This window comes from Nonomuraea sp. NPDC050404, assembly GCF_040655495.1.
Lineage (GTDB): Bacteria > Actinomycetota > Actinomycetes > Streptosporangiales > Streptosporangiaceae > Nonomuraea.
Genome location: NZ_JBFAKB010000001.1, coordinates 557,936 through 582,127 on the forward strand (window position 1 = coordinate 557,936; position 24,192 = coordinate 582,127).

Consider the following 24,192-nt stretch of genomic DNA (forward strand, 5'->3'; position numbering starts at 1 on the left):
ACAGAACGCGCAGCTGTGAGCTTGCCGTCGCTGGCATAATGGGTTCCGGCTTACAGAGGAAACCTGCGTTAGGACGACGATGGCCACACTTCGCGGCGGCGACCTGTCACGGCTCAGGCAGCTCAACTCCCTGACCGCGATCGGGACGTTGCGCGGGGCGGGGCCCCTGACGCTGTCGGCCCTGGCCGAACGCACCGGCCTGTCGCGCCCCTCCATGAAGGAGGTCGTGGAGGAGCTCATGCGGCTCGGCTGGGTGGAGGAGACCCCGCCCGCGCAGGGCGGCATGGGCCGGCCGGCCCGCCGCTACCGTTTCCGCGCCGGCAGCGGCCACCTGGTGGGGCTCGACATCGGCGGCCACAACATCCGGGCCGCCCTGGCCGACCTGGACGGCGTGATCCTCGCCGAGACCCGCCAGCCCGTGCAGCCGGACACGCCCCTGCCGGAGCGCCTGGCCGCGATCGGGCGGGCCGTCGCGAGCTGCCTGGCGCTGGGTGGCAAGACGATCGAGGACGTGTGGGTGGTCGCGGCCGGCACGATCGGCGTGATCACGCCGGAGGGCCGCATCTTCTACTGCGCCGCGATTCCCGCCTGGACCGGCTTCGACCTGGCCGGGCACCTGCGCGAGATGTTCCCCTGCGAGATCGTGGTCGAGAACGACAGCCGCCTGGCCGCCAGGGCCGAGGCGGTGCGCGGCGCCGCGCGCGGCGCGAGCGATGTGGTGTTCCTGCACGTCGGACGCCGGATGGGCGCGGCGATCATCATCGACGGCAAGGTGCACCGCGGCTTCGGCGCGGCGGCCGGCGAGATCGCCATGCTGCCGCAGGCCCAGTTGTTCGACGCCTCCGAGCACCTGCAGAACTGCTCGATCATCCCCGAGGGCACCTCACCCGCCGACGCCGCCGGCTACACCATCGCCGCGGCCCGCGCGGGCGACCCGGTGGCGCTGGCGGCGGTCGAGCGGTACGCCGATGACCTGGCGGTGGGCACCAGCGCGATGGTGCTGCTGCTCGACCCGCAGGTCGTGGTCCTGGGCGGCGGCTTCTCCCGCTCGGCCGACGTCCTGCTGCCGCCGCTGCGCGAGCGGCTGAAACGCCTGTGCATCCGGATGCCGGACGTGCGGGCCTCGACGCTGGGCGACGAGTGCGTGGTCACCGGCGCCATCGACTACGCCGTCGCCCACCTCGACCACCGCCTCTTCACCCCGGACGCTCCCCTGCCCACCTCACGATGACCGGGCGGCCGCCGCCCATCTCGCGGTGACCGGGTGGCCGCTGCTCACCGCGCGGTGACCGGGTGGTGGCTGCTGCCCCACCTCGCGGTGACCGGGTGGCCGTCATCAGCTCCTGGCCTCCGGTGGGCGGGCTCCGCGTGCCCAGCCCTTTTCGACCAGGTCCAGGATCGGCCCGAACTCGGTGACGGAGCGGCGCGTCCCGGCGATCAGCCACCCCGCCATGAGGATGCCGATCGCGACCAGGACGGCGCCCGCCTCGGCGGCGCCCGCCACGACGGCGATGAGCGTGAACACCGCCCAGGGGACGAACAGCACGCCCGTGGCGATCCGCCAGCCGCGCCTGGTCCTGCACCCGCGGCAGCGCGGGACGCTGATCGTGAGCGTGCGCCAGGTGATCCGGGTCTGGAAGTACTCGGTGAGCTCGCGGTTGACCTCACCGTGCATCGGCACCTTCTGCTCGCAGCCGTCTTCGGCGTCCTTGCCGCACAGGAAGCAGCAGGCGTAGGAGAGGTTGTCGCGGATGGTGTCGATGTTGCCCTGGATGCGGTCGCGTGCCGATTCCGTCGCCGCCAGGTCGAGGGCGGGTTCGAGCAGTTCAAGCGCCCGCCGGTACTCCTTGGTCTTGTTGACCTGGGCCACGACGCAGTAGAGCACCGTCAGGGCGATGTCCTCGCCGGCGTGGCGCACCGCCCAGTCGTCCTCGGGCAGCAGGCCGGTGATCACGTCGAGCAGGGGCCCGGCCTCGCCGAGGAACCGCTCGGCCGCCTCGTATCCCTGTCCCGGGTCCGCTTTGAGCCCCTGCTGCGCGTTCTCGCACAACGACTTGATCCTGGCCCTCTCGTGCTCCACCGCGTCGCGCAGCGCCAGGTCGATCAGCCCGGAGGCGAACCCGGAGGCCAGCATGCCGCCGATGTGGCCGCGCGCCTCCCCCGAGCGGGACTCCCGCGCGGCGGTGGCGGCGAGCTGGGCGCTGATCGACAGCAGGGCGCTGGGCAGCTCCTCGCGCAGGGCACGGACCGTGGCGGCGCTCAGCCGCGGGTCGTCGAGCTCCTTGGCCCTGGCCCGCATCAGGTCCCAGAAGGCGTCGTCGGCGATCACCTCGGCCCAGCTCGTGTACGCCCGCTTCCACAGCCGGGCCGTCTCCTCGTCGAGCCCGTCCGCGTCGAGCGCCCTGACGTGGGACAACACCGCGATGTTGTGCACCGCGACGGTCCTGGCGGCGGGCGCCGCCGTACGCTCCCACACGCGCAGCGCGTCGTGCGGACGGCCCTCCACCAGGGCGGCCATACCCTCGTCGGTGCCGTCATCGGTGCCGTCGTCGCTGATCGGCCACGGCCAGAACAGTTCGTCCACCAGCCGGGCCACGGGGTCCTTGAGCCGTTGCGCGGCCCGCTGCCCTGCCCCCTCGTCGAAGGGCCGGCCGGGCGGCAACATCCCGTCGTTCGTGCCGGCCTTGCCGAGGGTCTTCAGGAGGCGCTGCTTGTCGGCGTGCCGCCGGATGTCGCGGGCCGTCGCGCGTACCGGGAGCCCGGTGATCCGGAAGGCGTTCTCCCGGTACAGGTCCGGCCCCAGCTCCTTCAGCGTCATGCGCCTGCTCCAGAGATGCGCAGGGTGACCGTGCGGTTGCGCGCGTCGTCGCGGTGGGGCGGCAGGTGCCCGCCGAGGGACGACAACATGAACCTGGTCGTGGGGATGCGCGAGGTCTTGCGCAGGGTCTCGCGCACGTAAGTGGACCTGGCCAGGCCGAGGTCGGTGTTGCTGGCGTACTCGCCGCCCGGCAGGAGCGCGCCGCGGTCGGTGTGGCCGATGACGGCCACGTCGATCTCCCGGGCGTACGGGCGCAGGCTCCGGCCCAGGTCGTCCAGGACGGCCCGGCCGCGGCGGGTCAGTGTGACGCCCTCGCTGAAGAGTGCCTGGTCGAAGGCGATGGAGATCTCCCCCGGCGACCTGCTCACCTCGATCCCCCGGACGTCGAGATCCATCCGCGCGAGCACGTCCTGCCGTTCCGACGACGCACCCGTCCCCGGCCGCGACACTGCCCCCGGCTGCGGCACCGACTCGGACCGCGACACCGACCCTGGCTGCGGCACCGATTCCGGCTGCGACGCTGTCGCGGCGACGGTGGGTTCCCGTGCCGCGACGGGCTGCGTCGGCGGATCGGCCGGGCGGCCGGCTTCGCGCAGGGCTGCGGTCTCCAGGCGGAGATCCACGAGCAGCGCGAACATAGTGCCGGTCACCAGCACCGCGCTCCCGGCGAGCAGGACCCTGCCGAGCCTGCGCCGCCGGGCGGGCGGGCGCATGGCCGCGATCCGCCGACGCCCGGCGGCGATCTCCGCCGAGCCGGGGGCCAGCCGCTGCGCCTGCGCCCAGTACCGGTCGGCCCCGTCGAGGTCGCCCTGCTGGGCGTGGATGCGGGCCAGCAGATCCAGCACCGTAACGCTGGGCACCACCTGCGCACTCTGGGCGTCCAACGAACCCCGCACGTCCGGCAGGCCCCGCACGTCCGGCAGGCCCCGCATGTCCGGCGCGCCCCGCGTGCCCTGGGCGTCCAGTTCGTCCTGTAGCAGCTCGGCGGCCTCGGTCAGGCGGCCGGCGCGTGCGAGGGTCCTGGCCTGGGCCAGTGCCAGCTCGCGGGTGAGAGAAAGGGACATCGCGGCCTGCCTCATGACCCTCGTACGACGGTGCTGGACAGGTCGAGCGGCGGCGGCGTCGGCAACATGCCCTCCAGCTCCCGGTTCACCTGGCGTACCGTCCTGATGTCGCCCCGCTCCATCGCCCTGCTGGCGGTGTCGATGAGCTGCCTGGCCTCCTGCTTGTCCCGCATGTCCGGCAACATGGTGCGCAGGTGCCGGAACCGGATGCGGGGCAGTTCGTCGGTCCGTTCCAGCACGTCCGCCGCCAGGTCGTACAGGTCGGACACCCGTCTCTTGAGCAGTTCCGCGTCGTGATCGTTGATCGCCTCCCTGGCGGCGGACTCCAGCCTGGTCAGGGTCTGCTCGTCGTTGCGGTCTCCCCTGCTCAGCACGAGGTCGCGGACGCCGGCCAGCGTCTCCTTCGCCTCGGCGACCAGCTTGGGCCACTCCACCACCTCCTCGATCTCGTCGAGCGCGACCTGAAGGTCGCGCAGCCGCTTGGCGCACGCGGTGGCGGCGTTCGGGTCGGCGCGGGCGGCCTCGGACAGCCGGTCGAGGTCCCGGGCGGTGCCCTCCGCGTCGATCCTGGCCAGCAGCGCCCCCGCCCTGGCGTCGCCGAGGTCGCCGGCCTGCGTGCGCAGCTCGTTCAGCCGGTGCTGCTCCGCGCGTACCTTGCCCCGCAGTTCCTCGTACGTGGGGGTCGTCTCGGTACGCAGGTCCACCACGTGCTCGAACTCCTCGTCGAGCAGCGGGATGTAGGCGCGCGCGACCACCAGCCGCGACTCGTCCACCACGACGGAGAACTCCACCTCGTTGCCCGCCGGCACGTCGCGGGTGACCTGGCCGGGCTCGATCTGCAGCCGGCCGACGCGCCGGTTGCGGTCGGCCCGCGGGTGCTCTCCCTCGACGATGGGGATGCGGATGTAGCCCTCGGCGCGGCTCCTGCTGAGCGCGATCGTGGTGCGCAGCGTGTGCCTGCGCCGCGCCGGCAGCGGCGTCCCCCTCGGCAGCAGCCAGGCGACCTCGTTGCCCTCCAGCCAGACGCCGATCGCGTTGGTGAGCGTGGGCTGGGAGTCCACGGCCCCGACGGTGTAGGTCAGCCGGTCGGGGGTGATCTCGCGCCGGGTTCCCGAGCCGTCGGTGAGCTCGATGTGGAAGGTGTTCTCGCGCCCGCGCTCGGCCCACAACGAGGCGGTGAACGTCCCGTCGGCGTCCAGCGTGATCTTGCCGCTGCGCCACTCCGGCCGGGACTCGGCGTTGACGAACTGGATGGCGTACCCCGTCGTGTCCGTCCCCGACACTTTGCCGCCGACGAGCGGCTCGGTGTCGGCCCCCGTGGGCTGGTAGGCCAGTTCGACGACGCACTGGCCGGCGGCCGGGACGGGCAGCGGCTCCATCACGTCCAGGCGCTGGCTGCCGGCGAAGACCGCGGCGCCGGTGGCGACGGCGGTGATGGGGTCCCTGCTGTGGTCGAGCGGGATGCCGAGCCCCCTGCCCGCGTCGGCGAGCCGCTGCCGCAGGTACGGCGAGAGGGTGGGGCCGCCCACCAGCAGGACCTTCTCGATGTCGGCGGGGCCGAGCCCGCTCTCCCGCAGCGCCTTCATGCACAGGTTCACCGAGCGTACGGCGATGGGCTCGGTGAGCCGTTCCACGTCGGCGCGCCGCAGGTCGTAGAAGAAGTCGACCTCCTGGCCGCGGTCGTCCTTCAGCAGCAGGGAGATCGGCGCGGACTCGCCGCGCGAGAGCTGGATCTTGGCCTCTTCCGCGGCCTGCTTGAGCTGGCTGACGATCCCGAGCGAGGCGGGGTTGCCCCGGCTGAGGTCGCCGAAGCGGTGCTCCGCCGTCAGGGCCGGTATGAACAGTTCCTCGACGATGGCCCAGTCGATCAGCTTGCCGCCGAGGGTGTTGTCGCCGCGGTGGTTGACGACGGTGAACTCGCCGTCCCTGATGTTGACCACGGCCGCGTCGAACGTGCCGCCGCCCAGGTCGTACACCAGCCAGAAGGCGTTGTCGGCGGTGCTCTGGAAACCGTAGGCGAGCGCGGCCGCGGTGGGCTCCTGCAGCAGCGGCGCGTGTTCGAGGCCGGCGAGCCTGGCGGCCTGCTTGGTGGCCTCGCAGGCGCTCAGGTCGAACGCGGCGGGCACCGTGATGACCGCGGCCCGCAGGTCCTCGCCGGTGCGCTGCGCGACGTCGCCCTTCAGCGACTTCAGCACCTCGGCCGACATCTCCTCCGGCGTCATCGACCGGTCGCCGTTGGCGAAGACCTTGGGCTGGTCGGTCATGCCCATCCTGGCCTTGAACTCGATGCAGGTGTTCCAGGGGTCGAGCTCGTTGCGCTTCTTGGCGACGTCGCCGACGTGCAGGCGTTCCGCGCGGTCGATCCAGATCGCGGACGGGGTGATCTCCGACTGGCGGTTGTTCTTGACCACCTCGACGTCGACGCCGTTCAGCACGGCGATCGAGCTGTTGGTGGTGCCGAGGTCGATCCCGTAGCCGATCGTGGTCCTGGTCATCGGGGTCCTGGTCATCGGGGTCCTGGTCACGGCGTGGCTTCCTTCGCGACGGGGTCGGGGGTACCCACGATCACCTCTCCTCGTTGGATCACCTGGTCGTTCAGGTAGATGCTCGGCCGGATGGTCTCGACCACCCGGTCGCGGTCGAGCCCCGGCGCTGGCTGGTAGGACGTGACCTCCAGCGCGAGGCCGGCGTCGAAGGGGTCGTTCAGGTGTTCCTGGACCCTGACGCCCGCCTGGGTGAGGCTGTCCCACGCCATCTCCAGGTAGCGGGTCATGACCCGGTTGTCGCCCGGGAGCTTGCGCGCCCGGCGGTCGAGCCGCCAGATGCTGGTCACCACCTCGGCCACGGAAGGCCCGGGAAGAGCCTCGTCAGAGACCGGCCCCGGCGTCCCCGGCAGGTCCGTGACCAGGCGCTGCTTCCCCGGCAGGTCCGTGACCAGGCGCTCGAACGCCGCCAGGGTGTCCCCGGGCCAGGCTGCGGCGTGGATACGGAACTCCTTCGGCTGCCGCAGCTGCCGTACCTGCGCCCTCATGGAGCTCAGCAGTGCCACGTCGTACGTCCCTTCGCGCTCGCCGGCCACTGGTCACTGGTCGTTCCTCACTGGTCACGCAAGCTAGCGCGGACCGTCCGGGACCCCTCCCGGCCTGCCGGTCCGACAATGGGCATCCGCCCTCTCCCGGCAGGAAGGGGAACACCAGTGGAACCCGCACGCCGGTCCCATGACCCGCTGGCCGTCGCGCTGGCCAACGCGTCCCTGCTCAACGTCGGCTACCTGATGCTGGGGCGATGGCGGGCAGCCGTCCGCGCCGGTGGCGTCACGCTCGCGCTGATCCTGATCCTCGCCCTTTCCGTCCGGTCCGTCTGGCTGGAGATCGTCGTCCTGCTGTGGTGGCTGGCCCTGATCGCGCACGGCTGGTACCTGGCGGGCGGGCGCGAGGGACGTACGGACCGCGGGCAGCGGCTCGTCGCGCTCGGCATCACGATCCCCGTACTGGTGGCCGTCGGTTTCCTGCGTTTCGACGCCGCCCGCATCGAGGGGAGCGCCGCGCAGGCGCACCGCGAGGGGGACTGCTCGCGCGCGACCTCGATCATGAACGAGCTGCGGCCCCGTCACCTCCTGGCCGACGCGCCGCTGACCGTCCGGGTGGAGACCGCGGCCGAAGCGTGCGCGGTGCTGCTGCGGGCCGGGCGGCAGAGCGACCGGTTAGAGGCCGCCGAGACGCTGCGGGTGTACGCGGCCAGGCCCGGGGCGTTGTGGAAGGGCGCGACGGGCCGCCGGGCCGACCTGATCCTGGCGCAGGCCGCCGACGAGCTGGACACGGCGTTGACCGGCGACACCGAGGCCATGAAGACCGGCTTCGGGCACCTGTCGGCGGTGCTCAAGGGCTTCCCCGGCCAGGAGGGGAAGGTCACGCAGGTGCTGAACGGGTTCCTCGGCGGGCTGCCGCTGCAGAACCCCTGCGCCACCAGGGAGATCACCGACTGGCTCAGGCAGCGGCCGGCCGGCGGCGACGTACTGGACCGGGCCGGTGACGTCGTGCCGCGCCTGGCGCCCGCGGCCATCGTCGGGTGCGGCGGGCAGTTCATGGCGGCCAAGGAGTGGCGGCAGGCCCGCGAGCAGTACCGAGAGTTGCTCGCCCAGTATCCGCGGCATGAGCTCGCGGGCAAGGCCGAGCAGGGTGTCCGGCAGGCCGGCCAGGAGATCGAGCTGGCCAACGTGCGCGGCCTGCTCAAGACGCCGGCGGGTGGTGGGCAGCCGGCCTACTGCTCGAAGCCGGCGGTCTACAGCGGCGCCGACCCGTACAAGGGCCGCGGGCCGCACCGCGCCATGTTGTTCGGCCAGAAGGACCACAAGAAGCAGTTGCCGGGCTCGTGGCTGGCCAAGGATCCCGCCGACGCGACGCTGGTGATCTGCGCCGGGGAGTCGAAGTTCGGCTCCAGGGTCGCGTCGTGCCCGTACCGGGCCGAGCGCGCGCCGCACCGCGTCTCGTCGGTGAGCTTCCGCAAGGAGAAGGTGCCCGTACGCGCCTACGAGTTGCGGACCGGCAAGCGGGTGGGCGCCACGAGCATCCAGATCAGCGGCAAGACCTGTCCCAGGCGGCTGCCCTACTTCATCTTCGGCGACGTGGACACCGGGCCGCCGTCGAAGGTGTACGTGGACTCCGCCAAGAAGGACGTGCGCGCCGCCTACTCGGGCCTGATCAAGCCGTGATGGTCCCGGGACCCCTCCCCGCGGGCGGCGGCCATCATGGGCGGGTGACGCGCAAAGTCGACCTGCTGCCCAGAGAGTTCGGGAGCCTCGCGCACGGGCTCCCGCCGGCGCCGATCGGCACCCTGTTCCTGATGGGCCCGAACGGGGGCATGCGGGTGGCGCCGGACGCCGGGTTCGAGCTGCTGTTCGGACGCGGTGAGCCGGACGTGCACGTCTGCGTCGGCGAGGACGACCCGCACGTGAGCCGCCGGCACGGGCGCATCGCCCGCGAGGGGTCCGGGTGGATGCTGCACAACACCGGCAGGCTCGCGATCCGCTTCCCCGAGTCGCGGCTGGTGCTCGGCGGGCAGAGCACGGAGCTTCCCCTGGCGTACACGCCGCTGTTCATCGTCGGCCCACGCCGGCAACACCTGCTGGAGGTAGGCATCGCCACCGGAGCAACGCGGGGCGGATCCGCCCGCCCCGAGGACGAGACGACCGAGCCGACCTGGGACCTGAACCCGGTCGAGCGCCTGGTGCTGGTCTGCCTGAGCCAGCGCTACCTGCGGGACGAGCCCCGCCCGCAACCGCTGACCTGGGCGCAGGTGGCGCAGGAGATGCAGCGGCTGCGGCCCTCGGAGAGGTGGACGCAGAAGCGGGTCGCGCACATCGTGGCCAAGGTGCGCAACGAGCTCAGCGCCAAGGTGCCCGGGCTGCGCGAGGAGGAGATCCCGCCGCCGCTCGGGAACACGCTCAACCACAACCTCATCACCGAACTGCTGGTCACCACCACCCTCCAGGCGGGCGACCTGGGGCTGCTCGGCGACGGGTCCGAGCCGCGTTCCCGGGGGAGGCTTCCCCGCATCCGGCCGTGACGGACGTTTCCGCCGGCCGCCACGGGCCGTACACATGACGGACGTGGCTCGGGCTTTTCCGCCCGCGGCCAGAGGGCTGCCACAGGCCGTACACATGATGGTCATCTGGCCGGTCCACGCTGCACGGTGTCATCGAGGAGGCACGTGGATGCGTTGGTGGAAATCGCTCGTGACAGCGATGCTCGTCCTGGTCAGTGGCGTCATTCCGGCGTCGGCTTCGCCTTCGCCTTCGCCTTCCGCGGATGGCACGCTGACGGTCGCCTCGCCCGAGGTGCGGGTGGGCGAGGAGATCAAGCTGTCGTACGCCACCGCGCGCCCCGACCCCAAGAACTGGCTCGGCCTCTACACCGACCCGGGCAACGGGCCCGTGGAGGAGAAGTACGTCGGCCCTTCCCTGCGCTGGGTCTACATCACCGGCGAGAGCGGTGAGGCCACGCTGCCGACCGACGGGCTGGAGGCCGGCGAATACATCGTCTTCGCCCTGGCCCAGGACGGCTACCAGTGGCTCGCCACGCCAGTGAAGGTGCGCATAGTGAGCGATCAGCCCCTGCACTTCATCTCCGAGTCCTTCGACCTGCGCAACGCCCGCGCGCTCGCGCCGTACCGGGCGACGGTGGGCGGGCTGGTACGCGGGGACACCGGCGGGCTCACCTTCGGCAAGACCGGCGGCCCGGGGTGGATCAGCGTGGCGGAGGACGGGGCCGTCACCGGGACGCCGCGCCTGCGCGACTCCCTGCGCCCGGCGTCCCTGCGCGTCGAGGCCCGCAACGCCCGCGGCGAGAGCACCACGGCGACGATCGGCATCGACGTGCGCCGGCCGGGCCAGGACCTGGTGCCCGACCTCAAGGTGATGAGCTTCAACCTGTGGCACAGCGGCGGCCAGGTCGATGGCGGCCGGGAGAAGGAGCTGCGGTTCCTGCTCAAGTCCGACGTTGACGTCGTGGGCCTGCAGGAGACCTCGGCCGGCTCCACCCGCGAGCTGGCCGAGGCCCTGGGCTGGGACCACCACCAGGCGGGCACCGACCTGGGCGTGATCAGCCGGTACCCGATCACCGAACGCAGGCCGCACGTGGAGAGCGGCCCCCTGTCGGTGGCCACCAAGGTGCGGGTGCGGATCGGCGAGCGCCAGGACGTCGTGGTGTGGAACGTGCACCTCGGCTACACCCCCTACGGCCCGTACGACGCCTGCTTCGGCAAGCTGAGCCAGGAGCAGTTGCTGGCCTACGAGGTGCGCTCGGGCCGCACGCCCCAGATCGAGGCCATCCTGCGGGAGATGCGGCCCGACCTGGCGGCGGCGCGGCGGACGCCGGTGCTGCTGACCGGCGACTTCAACGCCCCGTCCCATCTCGACTGGACCAGGAAGACCGACCGGTGCGGCTACACCGGCGTGCCGTGGCCGGCCTCCGTGCTGCCCGCGCGGGCGGGGCTGCGCGACTCCTTCCGCGTGGCCAACCCGGACCCGGTGACGGAGCCGGGCATCACCTGGTCGCCGATCTATCCGGTGTTCACTGGCGGGTACGGTTACGACTCGCACAAGGGGCAGCCCGAGCCGCAGGACCGGATCGACTTCGTCTACTACTCGGGCCGGCTGCGGGTGAGCGACTCCAAGGCCCTGGTCGAGGGCACGCCGGCGGCCGTGCCCAACCATCGGGGCAACGAATGGTCCTCCGACCACGCCGCCGTCCTGACCACGTTCCGCACCTCCTGACTCCGGCCACTCCCCCGGGGCCGACCCTCGGCTCCGGCCCCGACGCGGCAGATTCTCCGGGCCCTGGCAGCACCCAGGGTCCGTTCGGTTTCACTGAGTGACCGATCTTGGGGAGAATGGTGCGTATGCCGCTGTATGTTGCACTCCAGCCTGGAGATCCCACCGTGATCGCGGGATATGAGATCAAAGGCAGGGTGGGCGCGGGCGGACAGGGTGTCGTGTACCTGGCGGCCTCCCGGGCGGGCGAGCAGGTGGCGATCAAGCTGCTGCACCCGGGGCTGTCGGGCGATCCGCCGCCGTACATGTCTCCCGAGCAGTTTCTCGGCGAGCGGGTGGGGCCCGCGTCCGACCTTTTCTCCTGGGCCTCGACCATGGTGTACGCCGCGACCGGCACGCCGCCGTTCGGCGATGACGCCGGCGCCGGCCGTGCTGACCCGCGTGCTGCACAACCCGCCGGACGTGCCGCCCTTCGAGGATCCGCTGCGCGAGGTGGTGATCGCGTGACTGGCCAAGGATCCGGCCGCCAGGCCGTCCCTCGACGAGGTGCGGCGGCGTCTGCTCCAGCGCCGGGGCACCGGCCCCACCGGCCCCGCCGGCTTCACTGCTCCGCCGGGAGCGGGCCCGGCTCCCTACCTGAACCTGGTCTACACCCGTAGGACGTGAGTGTTCCCTGCGACATTCGTCCGGCCCCGGAGAATTCACCGGCGGGTCACTCGCAGCCGCGTTTGGCCGGCTTGGCCGCCTTCCCGGCCGCGACCGGACCCTGCGCCGCGGTGTAGCCGCCCACGGCCAGGCGGTCCAGATAGACCTGCTCGGTGGTGGACAACTTGGCGATCAGCCGGGACGCGCCGGTGGAGACGTTCATGGCGTAGACGGACGAGCCGACGGGCTCCTCCGGCTCCTTGCCGGGACGCTCCCGGGCCGCCGCCGCGACGATCTCGTCGGGGCCGAGCCAGTCGATCACGTCGGCCCTGTACACGTCCGCGGGCAGCCGCGGTTTGACCGTGCGCATCTTGCCCGTCTCGGTGGTGAAGACGGCCAGCCACACCGGGGTCATGTCCGGGCCGCAGGCGGGCGGGTCCTTGGGCACCAGGTTGGCGGCCCGTCCGTCGTGCGCGGCGACCGCGCCCCAGATGAGGTGCTTGCCGGCGTTGACCGGGATCTTGGCGGTGGTGCCGCGCCGTCCCTCGACGGTGCGGAACACGCCGCGCTTCGCCATCCCCGCCGGCTGGTACAGGGTCTGACGCCCGGTCTCCGGGTCGATGTCCAGCAGCGTCCACCCCTTCGCCACGCGCCGGGCCGTACCGTCCTGCACCTGAGCGATCACGTCGGCCGCCGGCTCCAGGTCGGCGGAGCTGATCACCAGGGTGTTTCCGTCGCGGACGAACCTCAGCGTGAACGGCGAGCCCACGGAGCCGCGCGGCACCCGGTAGGAGATCGTCCGGGTCTCCCCCGAGGCCAGGTCACGTACCACGACCCGGTCGTCGCGGGCCCGGTGGTAGGCCACCCGCTGACCGTCCGGGCTGATCGCGAAGGTGCCCGGCTCGCCCAGTTCGTCGGGGTTCTTGCTCTTCTCCCAGGCCAGCGCGTCGGGCAGGGAGTAGATACGGCCGTCGGCGGTCACCACCCGCCAGGTGTCGCACGGCCCCGACGGGAGGAGGTCGCGGTCCTTGGGGTTGACGCACAGATAGGCGAAGGTGGCCGGGCCGGCCCCGGCATCCGGCAGTGCGGGCGGTCGCCGGATCTCGGCCGCTCCGGCGGTCGATGCGGGTACGGCGCAGCCGAGCGCCGCCAGGCTGATCACCGCCGCGCCGCGAAGGTAGGTTGCCGGCTTCATCTCACTCCCCGTTCAACAGGTGGTCGCACTCTGTACGAGCCTGCCACGGACCGAAAAGTTCGGGAAAACCGGAGATCGTTCCCTTCAAATTGAACGGTCAGCGCCGTCCGAGACCGAGCAGGGCGGGGATGGCGGCCACGCCGGGCAGCAGGTGGGTGTGCCGGACGGCGCCGAGCGCGGCGGCGTCCTGGCCGCCGGTGAGCACGCCGGCCACGATGGCCGCGCCCGCGTTGGTGCCGGCCCGCAGGTCGCGTACGGTGTCGCCGGCGACGAGGACCCGGCCGACGTCGTGCACGCCGGTCTCCTCCATCGCCCGGAAGATCATGTAGGGGGCGGGCCGGCCGGCCCGTACGTCGTCGATGCAGACCACGGCGTCGAGGAAACCGTCGTCCCAGCCGATCGCGCCCAGCAGCGCCCCGGTCACCTCGCGGTCGAACCCGGTGGTGAGCGCCACCTTGACGCCGGCGGCGCGCAGCGCGGTGATCGCCTCCGGCACGCCGGGCAGCGGCGCGGGCGGCGTGTCGGCGTAGGCGGCGTGCAGGCGCTTGCGGAAGTCGGCGAAGGCGCCGTCCACGGTCTCGGGGGCGGGCGTCGGGTTGCCGGACTCACCGGACTCACCGAACTCACCGGGCTCGCCGGTGAGCAGCGCGGTGATCGCCTCACGCTTGCCGGCGCCCATCCAGGCGTGGATGGCGGCGGCGTCCGGGGCGCCGCCGGCCGCGCGCACGGCCTGTTCGAGCGCGACGTAGACGGCGCCGTGCTCCTCGACGGTGGTGCCGGCGATGTCCAGAACGGCCAGTTCGATCATGACTTAGCTCCTCGCGGAAGGTTGGTACGGGCTTTCTCGCGCCAGGTCACGGCCCGGCGGCCCGGGCGGGGTCGCCGGGGTTGCCGCGGGCCAGGGCGGGGTGGGCGTGCTGGGCGTTGTCGATCGTGAAGGAGACGAGGTCGGGGCGGTAACGGTCGTCGGAGTACTCGACGGGCACGCCGTCTGCGGAGAAGGTGCTGCGGCGTTCGCGCAGCAGCGCCGAACCGGCGGCGACGGTCAGCAGCGCGGCGTCGCCCTCGTCGGCGACGATCGCGTCGATCACGTGCCGGGCCCTGCTCAGATCCACCCCTCGACCGCTCAGGTAGGCGAAGACCGAGCCGCGGTCACAGTCGAAGTCGAACAGCAACCGCCCCGCGGCCCACGTGAACGTGGTGCGTTCGATCATCGCGGGCACCCCGTCCAGCAGCCGCAGGCGCAGCAACTGCACGACCGGCTCGCCTTCCTCCACCCGCAGCGCGTCGGCGGCCTCCGCCGGGGCGGGCCGCCGCGCGATCTCCAGCGTGCGCTGCCCTGGCGTGCGCCCCATCTGCGCGGCCCACCGCGAGAACGACAGGAACGTCTCGAACGGCTGCGGCATGGTACGGCTGCGCACGACCGGCGGCCTGCCCCGCCCGCCGCCGATCAGCCCTTCGGCGCGCAGCGTCGCCAGCGCCTGCCGGATCGGCCCGCGCGAGGCGCCCCACTGCTCGCACAACCGCGACTCCGAGGGCACGGCGGCGCCCACCGGCAGCTCGCCCGAGCTGATCCGGCGGCGCAGATCCGCTGCGACCCGTTCGTGAAGTGGCCCGTCCATGCGACTTGACCATACAGGAGCTCTATCGCTCCGAAAAACCGTCTACCAGGAAATATGGCGGACAGGGAAACAGTAAATGACACATTTCCGGCACTGTTGACACCATGACGGGCAACCGGCGACCGTACTTGTCATGACAAGTTCGATCGACTCGGCCGATCTCGTCGTCGTGGGCGCGGGCATCGTGGGACTCGCCCACGCGGTGGACGCGGTGCGCCGCGGCCTGTCCGTCGCCGTCGTCGAACGGGACGAGCGGGCCGTGGGCGCCTCGGTCCGCAACTTCGGCCACGGCTGTTTCACCGCCCAGTCCGGCGACGCCCTGCGTTACGCGACGGCCGCCAGGGCCGCCTGGCTCGACCTGGCCAAGGAGGCCGGCATCTGGCTCGGCGACGGCGGCACCGTCGTGGTGGCCAGAGCCGACGACGAGTACGCGGTCCTTGAGGAGTTCAGCGCGGCCCGCGACGGCCAGGCCGTGCTGCTCGACGGCCGCGAGGTGGCCGACCGTGTGCCCGTGGGGCCGGGCGTGGTCGGCGGCGCGTGGTTGCCCATGGACCTGCGCGTCGACCCGCGCCAGGCCGTGCACGCCATCGCCGCCTGGCTGGCCCGCCGGGGGGTGCGCTTCCACTGGGCCGCCTCCGCGCGGCTCGTCGAGCCTGGCGCGGTGATCACCGGTCGCGGCCGGATCGACGCCGGCCGGGTGGTCGTGGCCATCGGCCATCACGTGGACCGGCTCTTCCCCGACCTGGCCGAACGGGCGGGGCTGCGCCGCTGCGCGCTGCACATGTTGCGGGTGGCCGACCCGCACGGCCGCCGCGTCGATCCCGCCGTGCTGACCGGCTTCTCGTTGCTGCGTTACGACGGCTTCACCGCCTGCCCCACCGGGCCCGCGCTGCGCGCCCGCCTGACCGCCGAACATCCGGAGCTGGTCGGCATCGGCCTGAACCTGATGTTCACCCAGCGCCCTGACGGCGACCTCACCATCGGCGACACCCACGCCTACGGCGGCACGTTCGACCCGTTCCGGGACGACACGCTCGACCGGCACGTCCTGGCGGAGACGGCGCGCCTGCTGGGCGCCGACCGGCTGGTGGTGCGCGAGCGCTGGCGCGGCGTGTACGCCTCGGCGCCCGAGCCGTTCCTGATCGCCGCCCCCATGGCGGGCGTGCGGGTGGTGTCGGTCACCTCCGGCATCGGCATGACCACCGCCCTGGGGCTGGCCCCCGAGGTCCTCGACGACCTGGCAGAGATGTGAGAAACGCACATACGCGGATGACGTACGGCATCTGGGCCGTCCCCGCGCGGCTCCCTACGGTGGTGGCATGTTACTCAGACGCCTTCTTCCCATCGCCCTCGGCGCCGTGCTGCTGACGACGCTCGCGCCGGCCGCTGCCGCCGGCGCGGTCGCCGACCACGAATGCTTCTCCGGCCAGCTCACCCCGACGGGAGACACGTACAAGATGACCGCGTGGGGCTGCGGCGGCGGCGGGTACGTGGACGTGACGGTCCGGCTCATGGTGGGAGCCGAGGCCGGCACCTACCTGTGCGGGCACGTCTTCTCCTGGAACGGCACCCTGGTGGGCGAGCGGTGCGTCAAGGAGTGACCCTCACCAGTCGTGGATCGTGCCGTCCTGGAGCCGGTTGATCGGCAGGTACGCCGGATCGTAGGGATGCGCCGCCGCCAGCTCCTCATCGAGGCCGATGCCGAGCCCGGGAGCCTCCCCCGGGTGCAGGTACCCGTCGGTGAAGGTGTAGGCGTGCGGGAACACCTCATGGGTCAGCGGGGTGTGCCCGGCGTACTCCTGGATGCCGAAGTTGTGGATCGCGAGGTCCAGGTGGATCGCGGCGGCCATGCCGACCGGTGAGATGTCCTCGGGCCCGTGGATGGCGCTCTTGATCTGGTGCTGGGCGGCGAAGTCGAACAGCTTGCGCAGCGGCGACACGCCGCCGAAGTGCGTGACGGCGGAGCGCACGTAGTCGATGAGCTGGTGCGTCACCAGCGTCTGGTAGTCGTAGACGGTGTTGAAGACCTCGCCGATCGCCAGCGGCGTGGTGGTGTGCTGCCGGACGAGCCGCAGCCCCTCCTGGTTCTCGGCGGGCGTGCAGTCCTCCAGCCAGAACAGGTCGTACGGCTCCAGGTTCTTGCCCAGCCGGCCCGCCTGGATCGGGGTGAGGCGGTGGTGGGCGTCGTGCAGCAGGGTCAGGTCGGGGCCGAACTCCTGGCGTACGGCGTCGAACACGCCGGGCAGGGTGCGCAGGTAGGCGTCGGTGTCCCAGTCCTCCACGACGGGGCGGTCGCCGGTGCCGGAGTCGACGCCGTACACGCGCTTGAGACCCGGCACGCCCGTCTGCACGCGGATGGCCGGATACCCCTCGGCCTGCCGGGCGCGGATGGAGTCGAACAACTCGGGCAGGTCGCGCCCGCTGGCGTGCCCGTAGGTACGTACGCGCTCGCGGCTCGCGCCGCCGAGGAGCTGGTACAGCGGCAGCCCGGCGACCTTGGCCTTGATGTCCCAGAGCGCGACGTCCACGGCGGCGATGGCGGCCATGGTCACCGGCCCGCGACGCCAGTACGCGCCCCGGTACAGGGACTGCCAGGTGTCCTCGATGCGGTGCGGGTCGGTGCCAAGCAGCAGCGGGACGACGTGGTCGCGCAGGTAGCTGGCCACCGCGAGCTCGCGCCCGTTGAGCGTGGCGTCGCCGAGCCCGGTGACGCCCTCGTCGGTCTCGATCTTCAGGGTGACGAAGTTGCGGCCAGGGCTGGTCAGGACCACCTTGGCATCGACGATCTTCATGAGCGGCCTTTCTGGTAGGTGGTCAGCCCTTGGTGGCGCCGGCGGTCAGCCCGGCCACGAGGTACTTCTGTCCGAGCACCGCGACGATGACGACGGGCACGGTCATGAGCGTGGCGGCGGCCATCAGGCCGCCCCAGTCGGTGCTGGCGTAGGAGATGAAGTTGAACAGCGTCACGGGCGCGGTCTGCGTGGTCTCGTCGGAGAAGATCAGCGCGAACATGAAGTTGTTCCAGCTGAAGATGAACGCCAGCACGGACGCGGTCGTGGTGCCCGGCGCGGCGAGCGGCAGCGCGATGCGCCAGAAGGCGCCGAAGACGGTCAGCCCGTCGGTACGCGCGGCCTCCTCCAGCTCGATCGGCAGCCCCTCGAAGAACCCGATCATGATCCACAGGATCAGCGGCACGGACACGAACATGTGGCTGAGCACCAGGACGGTGTAGCTGCCGACCAGCCCGGCCTGGGCGAACAGGTAGTACCAGGGGACGAGCAGCGAGATCGCCGGGATGATGCGCGCCACGAGCACGAGGGAGCCTGTGCGGTGCATCCTGAAACGTCCCACGGCCCAGGCCGCGGGCACGGCGATGATCGCGGACAGCACGGTGGACACGACCCCGACGATCAGGGAGTTGCGCAGCGAGGCGAGCACCTCGCCGTCGGCCAGCACGCCGCGGAAGTTGTCCAGCGTCGGGGAGAAGAACAGGCCCACGCTCGGGTCGGTGACCTGGACGTTCGTCTTGAACGCGGCGGCGAACATCCAGATGATCGGCAGGACGAAGATCAGGCACACGATCACGATGGCGATGCCGCGGGCCCAGAGCAGAGCCCGCCGCCGGGAGGACGCGGAGGCGCTCATGCGGACTTCCTTCCCGTACGGCGCCGCAACACGGCCACGACACCGACGATGGCGAGGGTGAACAGGACCAGGACGGCGGAGGCCAGGCCGTACTCCTGGTAGTCGAAGGTGAGGCCGTAGGCGTAGACGTTGAGGGTCTCGACCTCGAAGGAGGATCCGCCGCCCGGGCCCTTGGTGGCGTACAGGATGTCGAAGGTCTTCAGCGCGTCGATGGCGCGCAGCACGAGGGCGGTGAGCAGGGTCGGCAGGAGCATCGGCAGGATGACGTACCGGAAGCGCTGCCACACGCCGGCGCCGTCCACGTGGGCGGCCTCCTCCGGCTCCTCCGGCAGCGTGGACAGCCCGGCGAGCAGGAGCAGCGTCATCATGGGCGTCCACTGCCACACGTCGATGAGCATGAGCAGCGGCAGCGACTGCGACACCGAGCCGAGGAACTCCTGCGGCGGGATGCCGACGGAGGTGAGCAGGTGGTTGGCGATGCCGTTGGTGGGGTCGAGGATGAGCAGCCAGAGGATCCCGACGGCCACGGGTGTGGTCAGCAGGGGGATGATGAGCACGGTACGGACCCAGCGGATGCCGCGGAACGGCCTGCGCATGAGCATGGCCAGGGCCAGCCCCAGGACCGTCTCGATGGCGACTGCGCCGATCGTGAACAGGACGGTGCGCTGGACGGCGGGCCAGAAGCGGCGGCCGTCGGTGAGCGCGTCGCCGAAGTTCCGCAGCCCGACGTAGTCCTTGCCGGCGTTGACCGCGCCGAAGGCGTCGGTGAAGGCGAGGTTGAGGGTGAAGACCAGCGGAAAGATGATCATCAACCCGACGAAGGCGAGGGCGGGCGTGAGCATCATCCAGCGCAGCCGCCGGTTGGCCTGCTCGAACGAGCGCGCCCGCCCGCGCCCTGCGGTGCGGCCGATCGCCGGCGCGGTCCTGGTGGCAGCCATCAGCCCTCCCTGTGGCGGGTAGCCGGTGCGGCCCGGTGGCCGATGGCCGGCGTGATGCGGGTGGCGGACATCAGCCCTCCCTGTGGCGGTTGTCGCGGACGAGGAAGTCGGCGAACTCGGCGTCGGCCTCGGCCGCCACCGGCCGTACCGGCTGGCCGAGGATCCCGGCCACGAGCGGGCGGCCGATGATGTCGCGGGCCCGGCCGACCTGGAGCACGTCGGGCCGGTCGAGGCCGAGCCCGGTCCGCGCCTGGGTCTGCATCGCCTTGGCCAGCTCGGCCGGGAACGAGGCCAGCGTGCTCGCGTCCGACCAGGCCGACTGCCTGGCCCCCGGGATCCCCTCCGCCTGCAGCCGCTTGACCATCTCCGGGCCGGAGGCCCAGCGGATGAACTCCCACGACTCCTCGCGCAGCCGCGAGAAGGCGCTGATGCCCAGGCTCCAGGACGGGATGTTGAACGGCCGCGCGCCCGCGGGCCCGGCCGGGAACGGCGCGAAGCCGACGGTCTCCCGGACGGTCGAGATCTTCGGGTCGAGGAAGTTGCTGTAGATGGCGTCGGCGTCGATGTAGAAGGCCGCCTTGCCCTGGGCGAAGATCGGCATGGCCTGTTCCAGGCTCATGTTGGTGGCTCCCGGCGGCCCGGCCTGTTTCAGCAGCCTGCCGTAGTACTCGTAGGCCGCGATCGCCTCCGGCCGGCCGATGCCGGAGCGGCCTTCGAGGGTGAACGCGCCGCCGAAGGAGTACAGGAAGCTCGACCAGATGCTCACCGCGCCCGCGCGCTGCCCGCGCCCGACGAAGCCGAAGAAGCCGCGGTTCCTGTCGGTGTGCCGCAGCGCCGTCTCCAGCAGGTCGTCGAGCGTCCGTGGCGCGGCGCCCAGGTCCTTGCGGTAGTACAGGGCCGGCCGCTCGGTCACCACCGGCACGCTCAGCACCTTGCGGGCGGTGATCGAGCGTTCGCGCGGCGCCTGGAGGAAGTCGGCCCAGTTGTAGGCGGCGTCGCCCTCCACCAGGCCGGTCAGGTCGGCCAGCCAGTCGTTGTGCGCGAAGAGCAGTTGCTCCTGCAGCGCCCGCACCATCATCACGTCGATGTCGGTGGCCGAGGCGTTGAGCTTGACGTTGTAGCTGTTGGCGAGCTGGTCCGCGGTGAGCAGCGACATCGACACGCGACGGCCGATCCGCTCCTCGAACTCGGGCAGGTGCTTGTCGATGGCCTGGGACCAGACGTGGTTGAGCGCCATGATCCGCAGCGGGGTGTTCCGAGCGGGCCTGCCGCCGCCGGTGGAGCAGCCGGCGAGCGCCGCCCCGCCGAGCGTGGCGGCCGCGAGCCTGGCGAAGGCGCGGCGCGAGAGGTTGTGGCTGGTGATGGGCATGCTCATTGCTGGCTTTCTGTGCGTGCGTCCCCCGCAGCTGTGGTCCAACTGGTAGGACCAGTTGGACCATAGCAGCCCCCGCTTCACCCTGACCACTCCGGGCTGTGAGGGGTCAGGCGCGCGACGAGGCGGGTTAGGCGCGGAGGTTGCGGTGGGTTAGGCGCGGAGGTTGCGGTGGGTTAGGCGCGGAGGTTGCGGTGGGTCAGGCGCGGGTCGTGGTCTGGCTCAGCAGCGTCTCTATGTGCTGCCTGGCCATGACGTCCACGCTCACGTCGAGGTCCTTGCCGTACGTGCGCAGGCCCAGCGTGAGGTGCTCGCGCATGTACTCCCTGGCCCGCCCGGCGTCACGCGCCGCGATCGCCTCGAAGATCTCGGCGTGGTGCGGTACGCCCGGTTCGCCGATGCTCGGGTCGGAGTGCGAGCGCAGCATCATCTCGAACATCATGCCGCTGATCGACGACAACATGATCCGCAACACCGGGTTGCCGCTCGCCTGCGCGATCGCGTCGTGGAAGTCGAGGTCGGCGTGCGCCTTGTCGACCACGTCCGTCGCCTTGAGCAACGCCACGTTGGCCTGCTCGATCACCGCCAGCTCCGCCTCACTGGCACGCTCGGTCGCCAGGCCCACGATCTCGACCTCAAGGGGTATGCGGGCCTCGATGAGCTGGCGGACCGTGGGCCTGCCCGCCCGGTAGAGCGCGTCGTAGTGGCGGGCGTGACGGGAGGACTGCTCCCTGACGAACGACCCCCTGCCGGGAGCGACCTCGATGAGGTGCTGGGCCTCCAGCCGGCGCAGGACCTCGCGCACCACGTTGCGGCTGGCCCCGAACTGAACCGCCAGCTCACGCTCCGAGGGCAGCTTGACGCCCGGCTTGACGTCGCCGGAACGGATGTCGTGCTCAAGCTGGCGGGCGATGCGCTCGGTCAGCAGGCCCCGATAGGACTGCGACAGATCTTGGCCCATCGTTGCTGGCGGGTCGGTGGGCATGCACCGAGGATACAGGAGCGCCCCGGCCGAACGTGGCCCCCGGCGGCCCACCCCCTCTTCGTCCCCGTGTCACAAACGGGCGGGCGGCTCCCATCTCGTGGTTGTCACACAGCCGTACACCGGGAGAGGCGGAAACGATGAACGCACGGCACGAGACGACGGCCACACACCACGTTGTCGTCCTGGGGGCGGGGTATGCGGGCATGGCGGCGGCGATCCAGCTCGCGGCCCGTTTCATGGAGAACGGGCAGGTCCAGGTGACGCTGGTCAACCGGGCGGAGCGCTTCGTCGAGCGGCCGCGGCTGCACATGACCGCCACCGGCCAGCGGACCGCCGACGTGAGCGCCGCACTCATCGAGATCAACGGCGGTCCCGGCATCATGTTCACCGGAGCCGGGCCGGGTGGTCTCCACCCTCACCTTCGACTTCGACGCCGGGGGCCGCATCATCGCCATCCACAGCGTCGCCAACCCCGACAAACTCCGCGCCGTCGCCACGGGCGACCTCCGCGACGTCGCCACGCGGTGATCCATCGGCACCACGACAGAACAGGCCCCAATAATCCGGAGCGATGCACCTGAGACACCCGCTACAGTGGATGCGTGCATTTGTACTTCCTCTGAGGACGACGCCGGCTCGCCCGCCCGTTGATGGGCGCGGCTGAGCGACTTCGCCGTCGTCTCTCACTTTCCAGGTTCCACGCCCGCGCCGTCGCCGTGCCGAGGCGCGCCGGAGCCTGCCTTCCGGAGGAAGCATGTCCACCGACATCACCCTGCCCGCGCGTGCGCGGGCTCATCTCAATGCCAGCGATCTGCACCTCTCGCGCGGCGGCCGGCCCGTACTGACCGGCGTCGACGTGACCGTCTCGGCCGGCGTCCGGCTGGGCGTGGTCGGCGAGAACGGCCGCGGCAAGACCACGCTGCTGCAGGTGCTCGCCGGCACCCTGGCTCCCGACTCGGGCACGGTGCACCGTGCGGGCACGATGGGCATCGCCCACCAGGAGATGCCCGCCGGCGACGACCGCACCGTGGGTGACCTCATCGACGACGAGCTGGCCCAGGTACGCGCCGCGCTGCGCGCGTTCGACGCGGCCACCCTCGCGCTGACCGAGGAACGTCCGGGGGCCGACCAGACCTACGCCGACGCGCTGGAGGCCGCGGAGTCCCTCGGCGCGTGGGACGCCGACCGCCGGGTCGACATCTCGCTGGCGGCGCTCGGCGCGGTGAGCGACCGCGACCGGCCGCTGGCCGAGCTGTCCGTCGGCCAGCGCTACCGGATCAGGCTGGCCTGCCTGCTCGGCGCCGGGCACGACCTGCTGCTGCTGGACGAGCCCACCAACCATCTCGACGCAGACGGCCTCGACCACCTCACCGCCAGGCTGCGCGCGCATCCGGGCGGGGTGGTGCTGGTCAGCCACGACCGGGCGCTGCTGTCGGACGTGGTCACCACCGTGCTCGACCTCGACCCGACCAGCGACGGCCGCCCCCGCTCCTACGGCGGCGGGTACGCGGGCTACCGCGAGGGCCGCGACGCCGAACGGGAACGCTGGGAGACCGCCTTCCGCGACCAGCAGCTCGAACGCCAGCGCCTGGCCCAGGACCTGTCCGAGGCGCAGAACCGGCTGTCCACCGGATGGCGTCCCGACAAGGGCACCGGCAAGCACACCCGCGCCACCCGCGCCCCGGCCCTGGTGCGCGCCGTGCATCGGCGGCAGGAGGCGCTGGAGTCGCACGTGCTCGACGTGCCCAGGCCGCCGCTGCGCTTCCAGCTGCCGCGCCTGGACGCGCCGCCGGGCGTCACGCTGCTGCGGGCCGACGACGTACGGGTGAGCGGCCGTTTCGACAACCCGTGCTCGGTGCTCCTGCGCTCGGGCGACCGCCTGGTGATCACCGGGCCGAACGGCGCGGGCAAGTCGAGCCTGCTGCGCGTGCTCGCCGGCCGGCTCGCCCCGGACTCGGGGGCCGTACAGGCCAAGCGGGGGGCACGGATCGGGCTGCTCTCCCAGGAGTCGCCCGAGCCGTCGCGGCGCAGGGCCTTCGAGGTGTACGAGGCCGCGGTGGGCCGGCTGGTCAGCTCGGGCGAACTGGCGGAGTCCGAGGCCATCGGTCTCGGTCAGCTCGGCCTGCTGCCGTCCGAGGCGGCGCACAAGCCGGTCGCCGACCTGTCGATCGGGCAGCAGCGGCGGCTGGACCTGGCTGTTCTGCTGGCCGCCCGTCCTCAGGTCGTCCTGCTCGACGAACCCACCAACCACCTGTCCATGACCCTGGTGGAGGAGCTGACCCGGGCGCTGGACGCCACGGGCGCCGCGGTGGTGCTGGCCACGCACGACCGGCAGCTCCTGCGGGACACGGCCTCCTGGCCGCGCCTCCACCTCGACGGCCGGAAGTCCGGATGAGAGTGCCGCACGAATAACGGACGCGCCCGATCCGCCGTCCTGCGGATCGGGCGCGCCTGTAGTGAGCGCGTGTGTAGTCGGGCGCGCGTGTAGTCGGGCGAGCGACCCGGGCGGGCCGGGCGCGCACAGCGACCGTCCGGGCGCGCACCGCCACCGGAAGGGCAAGCGTGAGCACGGTTTGTCACCGGATTTTTGTTCCGCCGCATTCGCATCCACAACCAGTGAGGTGCGTTACCGCAGGAC

At 71.8% G+C, this 24,192-nt stretch carries 20 protein-coding genes; 8 read left to right on the plus strand and 12 right to left on the minus strand.

Translation table 11 applies throughout. The features are described from left to right. Positions 1–79: 79 nt before the first annotated feature. Positions 80–1,231 carry an ROK family transcriptional regulator gene (locus AB0I81_RS02480; RefSeq protein ID WP_360648589.1) on the plus strand — a complete coding sequence of 384 codons (1,152 nt, stop codon included), beginning with the start codon at positions 80–82 and terminating at the stop codon, positions 1,229–1,231. A 105-nt stretch (positions 1,232–1,336) separates the two neighbouring features. Here AB0I81_RS02480 and AB0I81_RS02485 read toward each other — a convergent pair whose 3' ends face one another. Genes AB0I81_RS02485 through AB0I81_RS02500 form a run of 4 tightly spaced genes read right to left on the minus strand, consistent with a single transcriptional unit; the run spans position 1,337 to position 6,931 of the window. Continuing rightward, positions 1,337–2,818 (minus strand): hypothetical protein, encoded by a 1,482-nt coding sequence (locus AB0I81_RS02485; RefSeq protein WP_360648592.1) that lies wholly within the window; start codon positions 2,816–2,818, stop codon positions 1,337–1,339. Beyond that, complete coding sequence (locus AB0I81_RS02490) at positions 2,815–3,882, minus strand: hypothetical protein (protein ID WP_360648595.1); 1,068 nt, start codon at positions 3,880–3,882, stop codon at positions 2,815–2,817. The genes AB0I81_RS02485 and AB0I81_RS02490 overlap by 4 nt, the downstream gene beginning before the upstream one ends. Positions 3,883–3,893: 11 nt before the next feature. Then, the gene (locus AB0I81_RS02495; RefSeq protein ID WP_360648598.1) at positions 3,894–6,407 is read right to left on the minus strand and encodes an Hsp70 family protein; all 2,514 of its coding nucleotides are present in this window, start codon (positions 6,405–6,407) and stop codon (positions 3,894–3,896) included. After that, positions 6,404–6,931, minus strand: coding sequence for a hypothetical protein (locus AB0I81_RS02500; protein WP_360648601.1), 528 nt, complete (start codon positions 6,929–6,931; stop codon positions 6,404–6,406). The genes AB0I81_RS02495 and AB0I81_RS02500 overlap by 4 nt, the downstream gene beginning before the upstream one ends. Positions 6,932–7,078: 147 nt before the next feature. Between AB0I81_RS02500 and AB0I81_RS02505 the strand changes: the two genes are divergently transcribed. From AB0I81_RS02505 to AB0I81_RS02515, 3 genes are all read left to right on the plus strand, one after another. Further along, entirely contained in the window at positions 7,079–8,593 is a 1,515-nt protein-coding gene (locus AB0I81_RS02505) for a hypothetical protein (protein WP_360648604.1), read from the plus strand. A gap of 44 nt (positions 8,594–8,637) precedes the next feature. Next, complete coding sequence (locus AB0I81_RS02510) at positions 8,638–9,447, plus strand: FHA domain-containing protein (protein WP_360648606.1); 810 nt, start codon at positions 8,638–8,640, stop codon at positions 9,445–9,447. A gap of 178 nt (positions 9,448–9,625) precedes the next feature. Further along, on the plus strand, positions 9,626–11,155 hold the full coding sequence (locus tag AB0I81_RS02515) for an endonuclease/exonuclease/phosphatase family protein (protein ID WP_360650161.1): 1,530 nt from the start codon (positions 9,626–9,628) through the stop codon (positions 11,153–11,155). Between the two features lie 709 nt (positions 11,156–11,864). Here the strand turns inward: AB0I81_RS02515 and AB0I81_RS02520 are convergent. From AB0I81_RS02520 to AB0I81_RS02530, 3 genes are all read right to left on the minus strand, one after another. Further along, complete coding sequence (locus AB0I81_RS02520; protein ID WP_360648609.1) at positions 11,865–12,992, minus strand: hypothetical protein; 1,128 nt, start codon at positions 12,990–12,992, stop codon at positions 11,865–11,867. 97 nt (positions 12,993–13,089) lie between these two features. Further along, positions 13,090–13,800, minus strand: coding sequence for a phosphonatase-like hydrolase (locus tag AB0I81_RS02525; protein ID WP_360648612.1), 711 nt, complete (start codon positions 13,798–13,800; stop codon positions 13,090–13,092). Between the two features lie 46 nt (positions 13,801–13,846). Continuing rightward, a complete protein-coding gene (locus tag AB0I81_RS02530; RefSeq protein WP_360648615.1) occupies positions 13,847–14,614 on the minus strand; it encodes a GntR family transcriptional regulator in 768 nt (255 codons plus the stop codon). 133 nt (positions 14,615–14,747) lie between these two features. Between AB0I81_RS02530 and AB0I81_RS02535 the strand changes: the two genes are divergently transcribed. Together AB0I81_RS02535 and AB0I81_RS02540 are read left to right on the plus strand one after the other, a co-directional pair. Continuing rightward, a complete protein-coding gene (locus AB0I81_RS02535) occupies positions 14,748–15,866 on the plus strand; it encodes a TIGR03364 family FAD-dependent oxidoreductase (RefSeq protein WP_360648617.1) in 1,119 nt (372 codons plus the stop codon). A gap of 67 nt (positions 15,867–15,933) precedes the next feature. Beyond that, a complete protein-coding gene (locus AB0I81_RS02540; RefSeq protein WP_360648620.1) occupies positions 15,934–16,215 on the plus strand; it encodes a hypothetical protein in 282 nt (93 codons plus the stop codon). A 3-nt stretch (positions 16,216–16,218) separates the two neighbouring features. Here the strand turns inward: AB0I81_RS02540 and manD are convergent, their stop codons facing one another. The 5 genes from manD to AB0I81_RS02565 all read right to left on the minus strand — a co-directional run bounded on the left by manD (position 16,219) and on the right by AB0I81_RS02565 (position 21,554). Beyond that, positions 16,219–17,406, minus strand: coding sequence for a D-mannonate dehydratase ManD (gene manD, locus AB0I81_RS02545; protein WP_360648623.1), 1,188 nt, complete (start codon positions 17,404–17,406; stop codon positions 16,219–16,221). A 22-nt stretch (positions 17,407–17,428) separates the two neighbouring features. After that, positions 17,429–18,259, minus strand: coding sequence for a carbohydrate ABC transporter permease (locus tag AB0I81_RS02550; protein WP_360648626.1), 831 nt, complete (start codon positions 18,257–18,259; stop codon positions 17,429–17,431). Next, positions 18,256–19,197, minus strand: a complete 942-nt coding sequence (locus AB0I81_RS02555) for a sugar ABC transporter permease (protein WP_360648629.1) — start codon at positions 19,195–19,197, stop codon at positions 18,256–18,258. Before AB0I81_RS02555 ends, AB0I81_RS02550 begins: the two co-directional genes overlap by 4 nt. Before the next feature lie 70 nt (positions 19,198–19,267). Beyond that, positions 19,268–20,572, minus strand: coding sequence for an extracellular solute-binding protein (locus tag AB0I81_RS02560; RefSeq protein WP_360648632.1), 1,305 nt, complete (start codon positions 20,570–20,572; stop codon positions 19,268–19,270). Between the two features lie 196 nt (positions 20,573–20,768). Continuing rightward, positions 20,769–21,554 carry a FadR/GntR family transcriptional regulator gene (locus tag AB0I81_RS02565; RefSeq protein ID WP_360648635.1) on the minus strand — a complete coding sequence of 262 codons (786 nt, stop codon included), beginning with the start codon at positions 21,552–21,554 and terminating at the stop codon, positions 20,769–20,771. Positions 21,555–21,956: 402 nt separating this feature from the next. Between AB0I81_RS02565 and AB0I81_RS02570 the strand changes: the two genes are divergently transcribed. Beyond that, positions 21,957–22,082, plus strand: coding sequence for a hypothetical protein (locus AB0I81_RS02570; RefSeq protein WP_360648638.1), 126 nt, complete (start codon positions 21,957–21,959; stop codon positions 22,080–22,082). Between the two features lie 226 nt (positions 22,083–22,308). Further along, positions 22,309–23,949 carry an ABC-F family ATP-binding cassette domain-containing protein gene (locus AB0I81_RS02575; RefSeq protein ID WP_360648641.1) on the plus strand — a complete coding sequence of 547 codons (1,641 nt, stop codon included), beginning with the start codon at positions 22,309–22,311 and terminating at the stop codon, positions 23,947–23,949. Positions 23,950–24,192: the final 243 nt, after the last annotated feature.

Bases quoted from the DNA above. Each gene is read 5' to 3' on its own strand.
- AB0I81_RS02480 (WP_360648589.1), top strand. From the start codon at position 80: ATGGCCACACTTCGCGGCGGCGACCTGTCACGGCTCAGGCAGCTCAAC.
- AB0I81_RS02485 (WP_360648592.1), bottom strand. From the start codon at position 2,818: ATGACGCTGAAGGAGCTGGGGCCGGACCTGTACCGGGAGAACGCCTTC.
- AB0I81_RS02490 (WP_360648595.1), bottom strand. From the start codon at position 3,882: ATGTCCCTTTCTCTCACCCGCGAGCTGGCACTGGCCCAGGCCAGGACC.
- AB0I81_RS02515 (WP_360650161.1), top strand. From the start codon at position 9,626: ATGCTCGTCCTGGTCAGTGGCGTCATTCCGGCGTCGGCTTCGCCTTCG.
- AB0I81_RS02520 (WP_360648609.1), bottom strand. From the start codon at position 12,992: ATGAAGCCGGCAACCTACCTTCGCGGCGCGGCGGTGATCAGCCTGGCG.
- AB0I81_RS02525 (WP_360648612.1), bottom strand. From the start codon at position 13,800: ATGATCGAACTGGCCGTTCTGGACATCGCCGGCACCACCGTCGAGGAG.
- AB0I81_RS02530 (WP_360648615.1), bottom strand. From the start codon at position 14,614: ATGGACGGGCCACTTCACGAACGGGTCGCAGCGGATCTGCGCCGCCGG.
- AB0I81_RS02535 (WP_360648617.1), top strand. From the start codon at position 14,748: ATGACAAGTTCGATCGACTCGGCCGATCTCGTCGTCGTGGGCGCGGGC.
- AB0I81_RS02540 (WP_360648620.1), top strand. From the start codon at position 15,934: ATGTTACTCAGACGCCTTCTTCCCATCGCCCTCGGCGCCGTGCTGCTG.
- manD (WP_360648623.1), bottom strand. From the start codon at position 17,406: ATGAAGATCGTCGATGCCAAGGTGGTCCTGACCAGCCCTGGCCGCAAC.
- AB0I81_RS02550 (WP_360648626.1), bottom strand. From the start codon at position 18,259: ATGAGCGCCTCCGCGTCCTCCCGGCGGCGGGCTCTGCTCTGGGCCCGC.
- AB0I81_RS02555 (WP_360648629.1), bottom strand. From the start codon at position 19,197: ATGGCTGCCACCAGGACCGCGCCGGCGATCGGCCGCACCGCAGGGCGC.
- AB0I81_RS02560 (WP_360648632.1), bottom strand. From the start codon at position 20,572: ATGAGCATGCCCATCACCAGCCACAACCTCTCGCGCCGCGCCTTCGCC.
- AB0I81_RS02565 (WP_360648635.1), bottom strand. From the start codon at position 21,554: ATGCCCACCGACCCGCCAGCAACGATGGGCCAAGATCTGTCGCAGTCC.
- AB0I81_RS02575 (WP_360648641.1), top strand. From the start codon at position 22,309: ATGTCCACCGACATCACCCTGCCCGCGCGTGCGCGGGCTCATCTCAAT.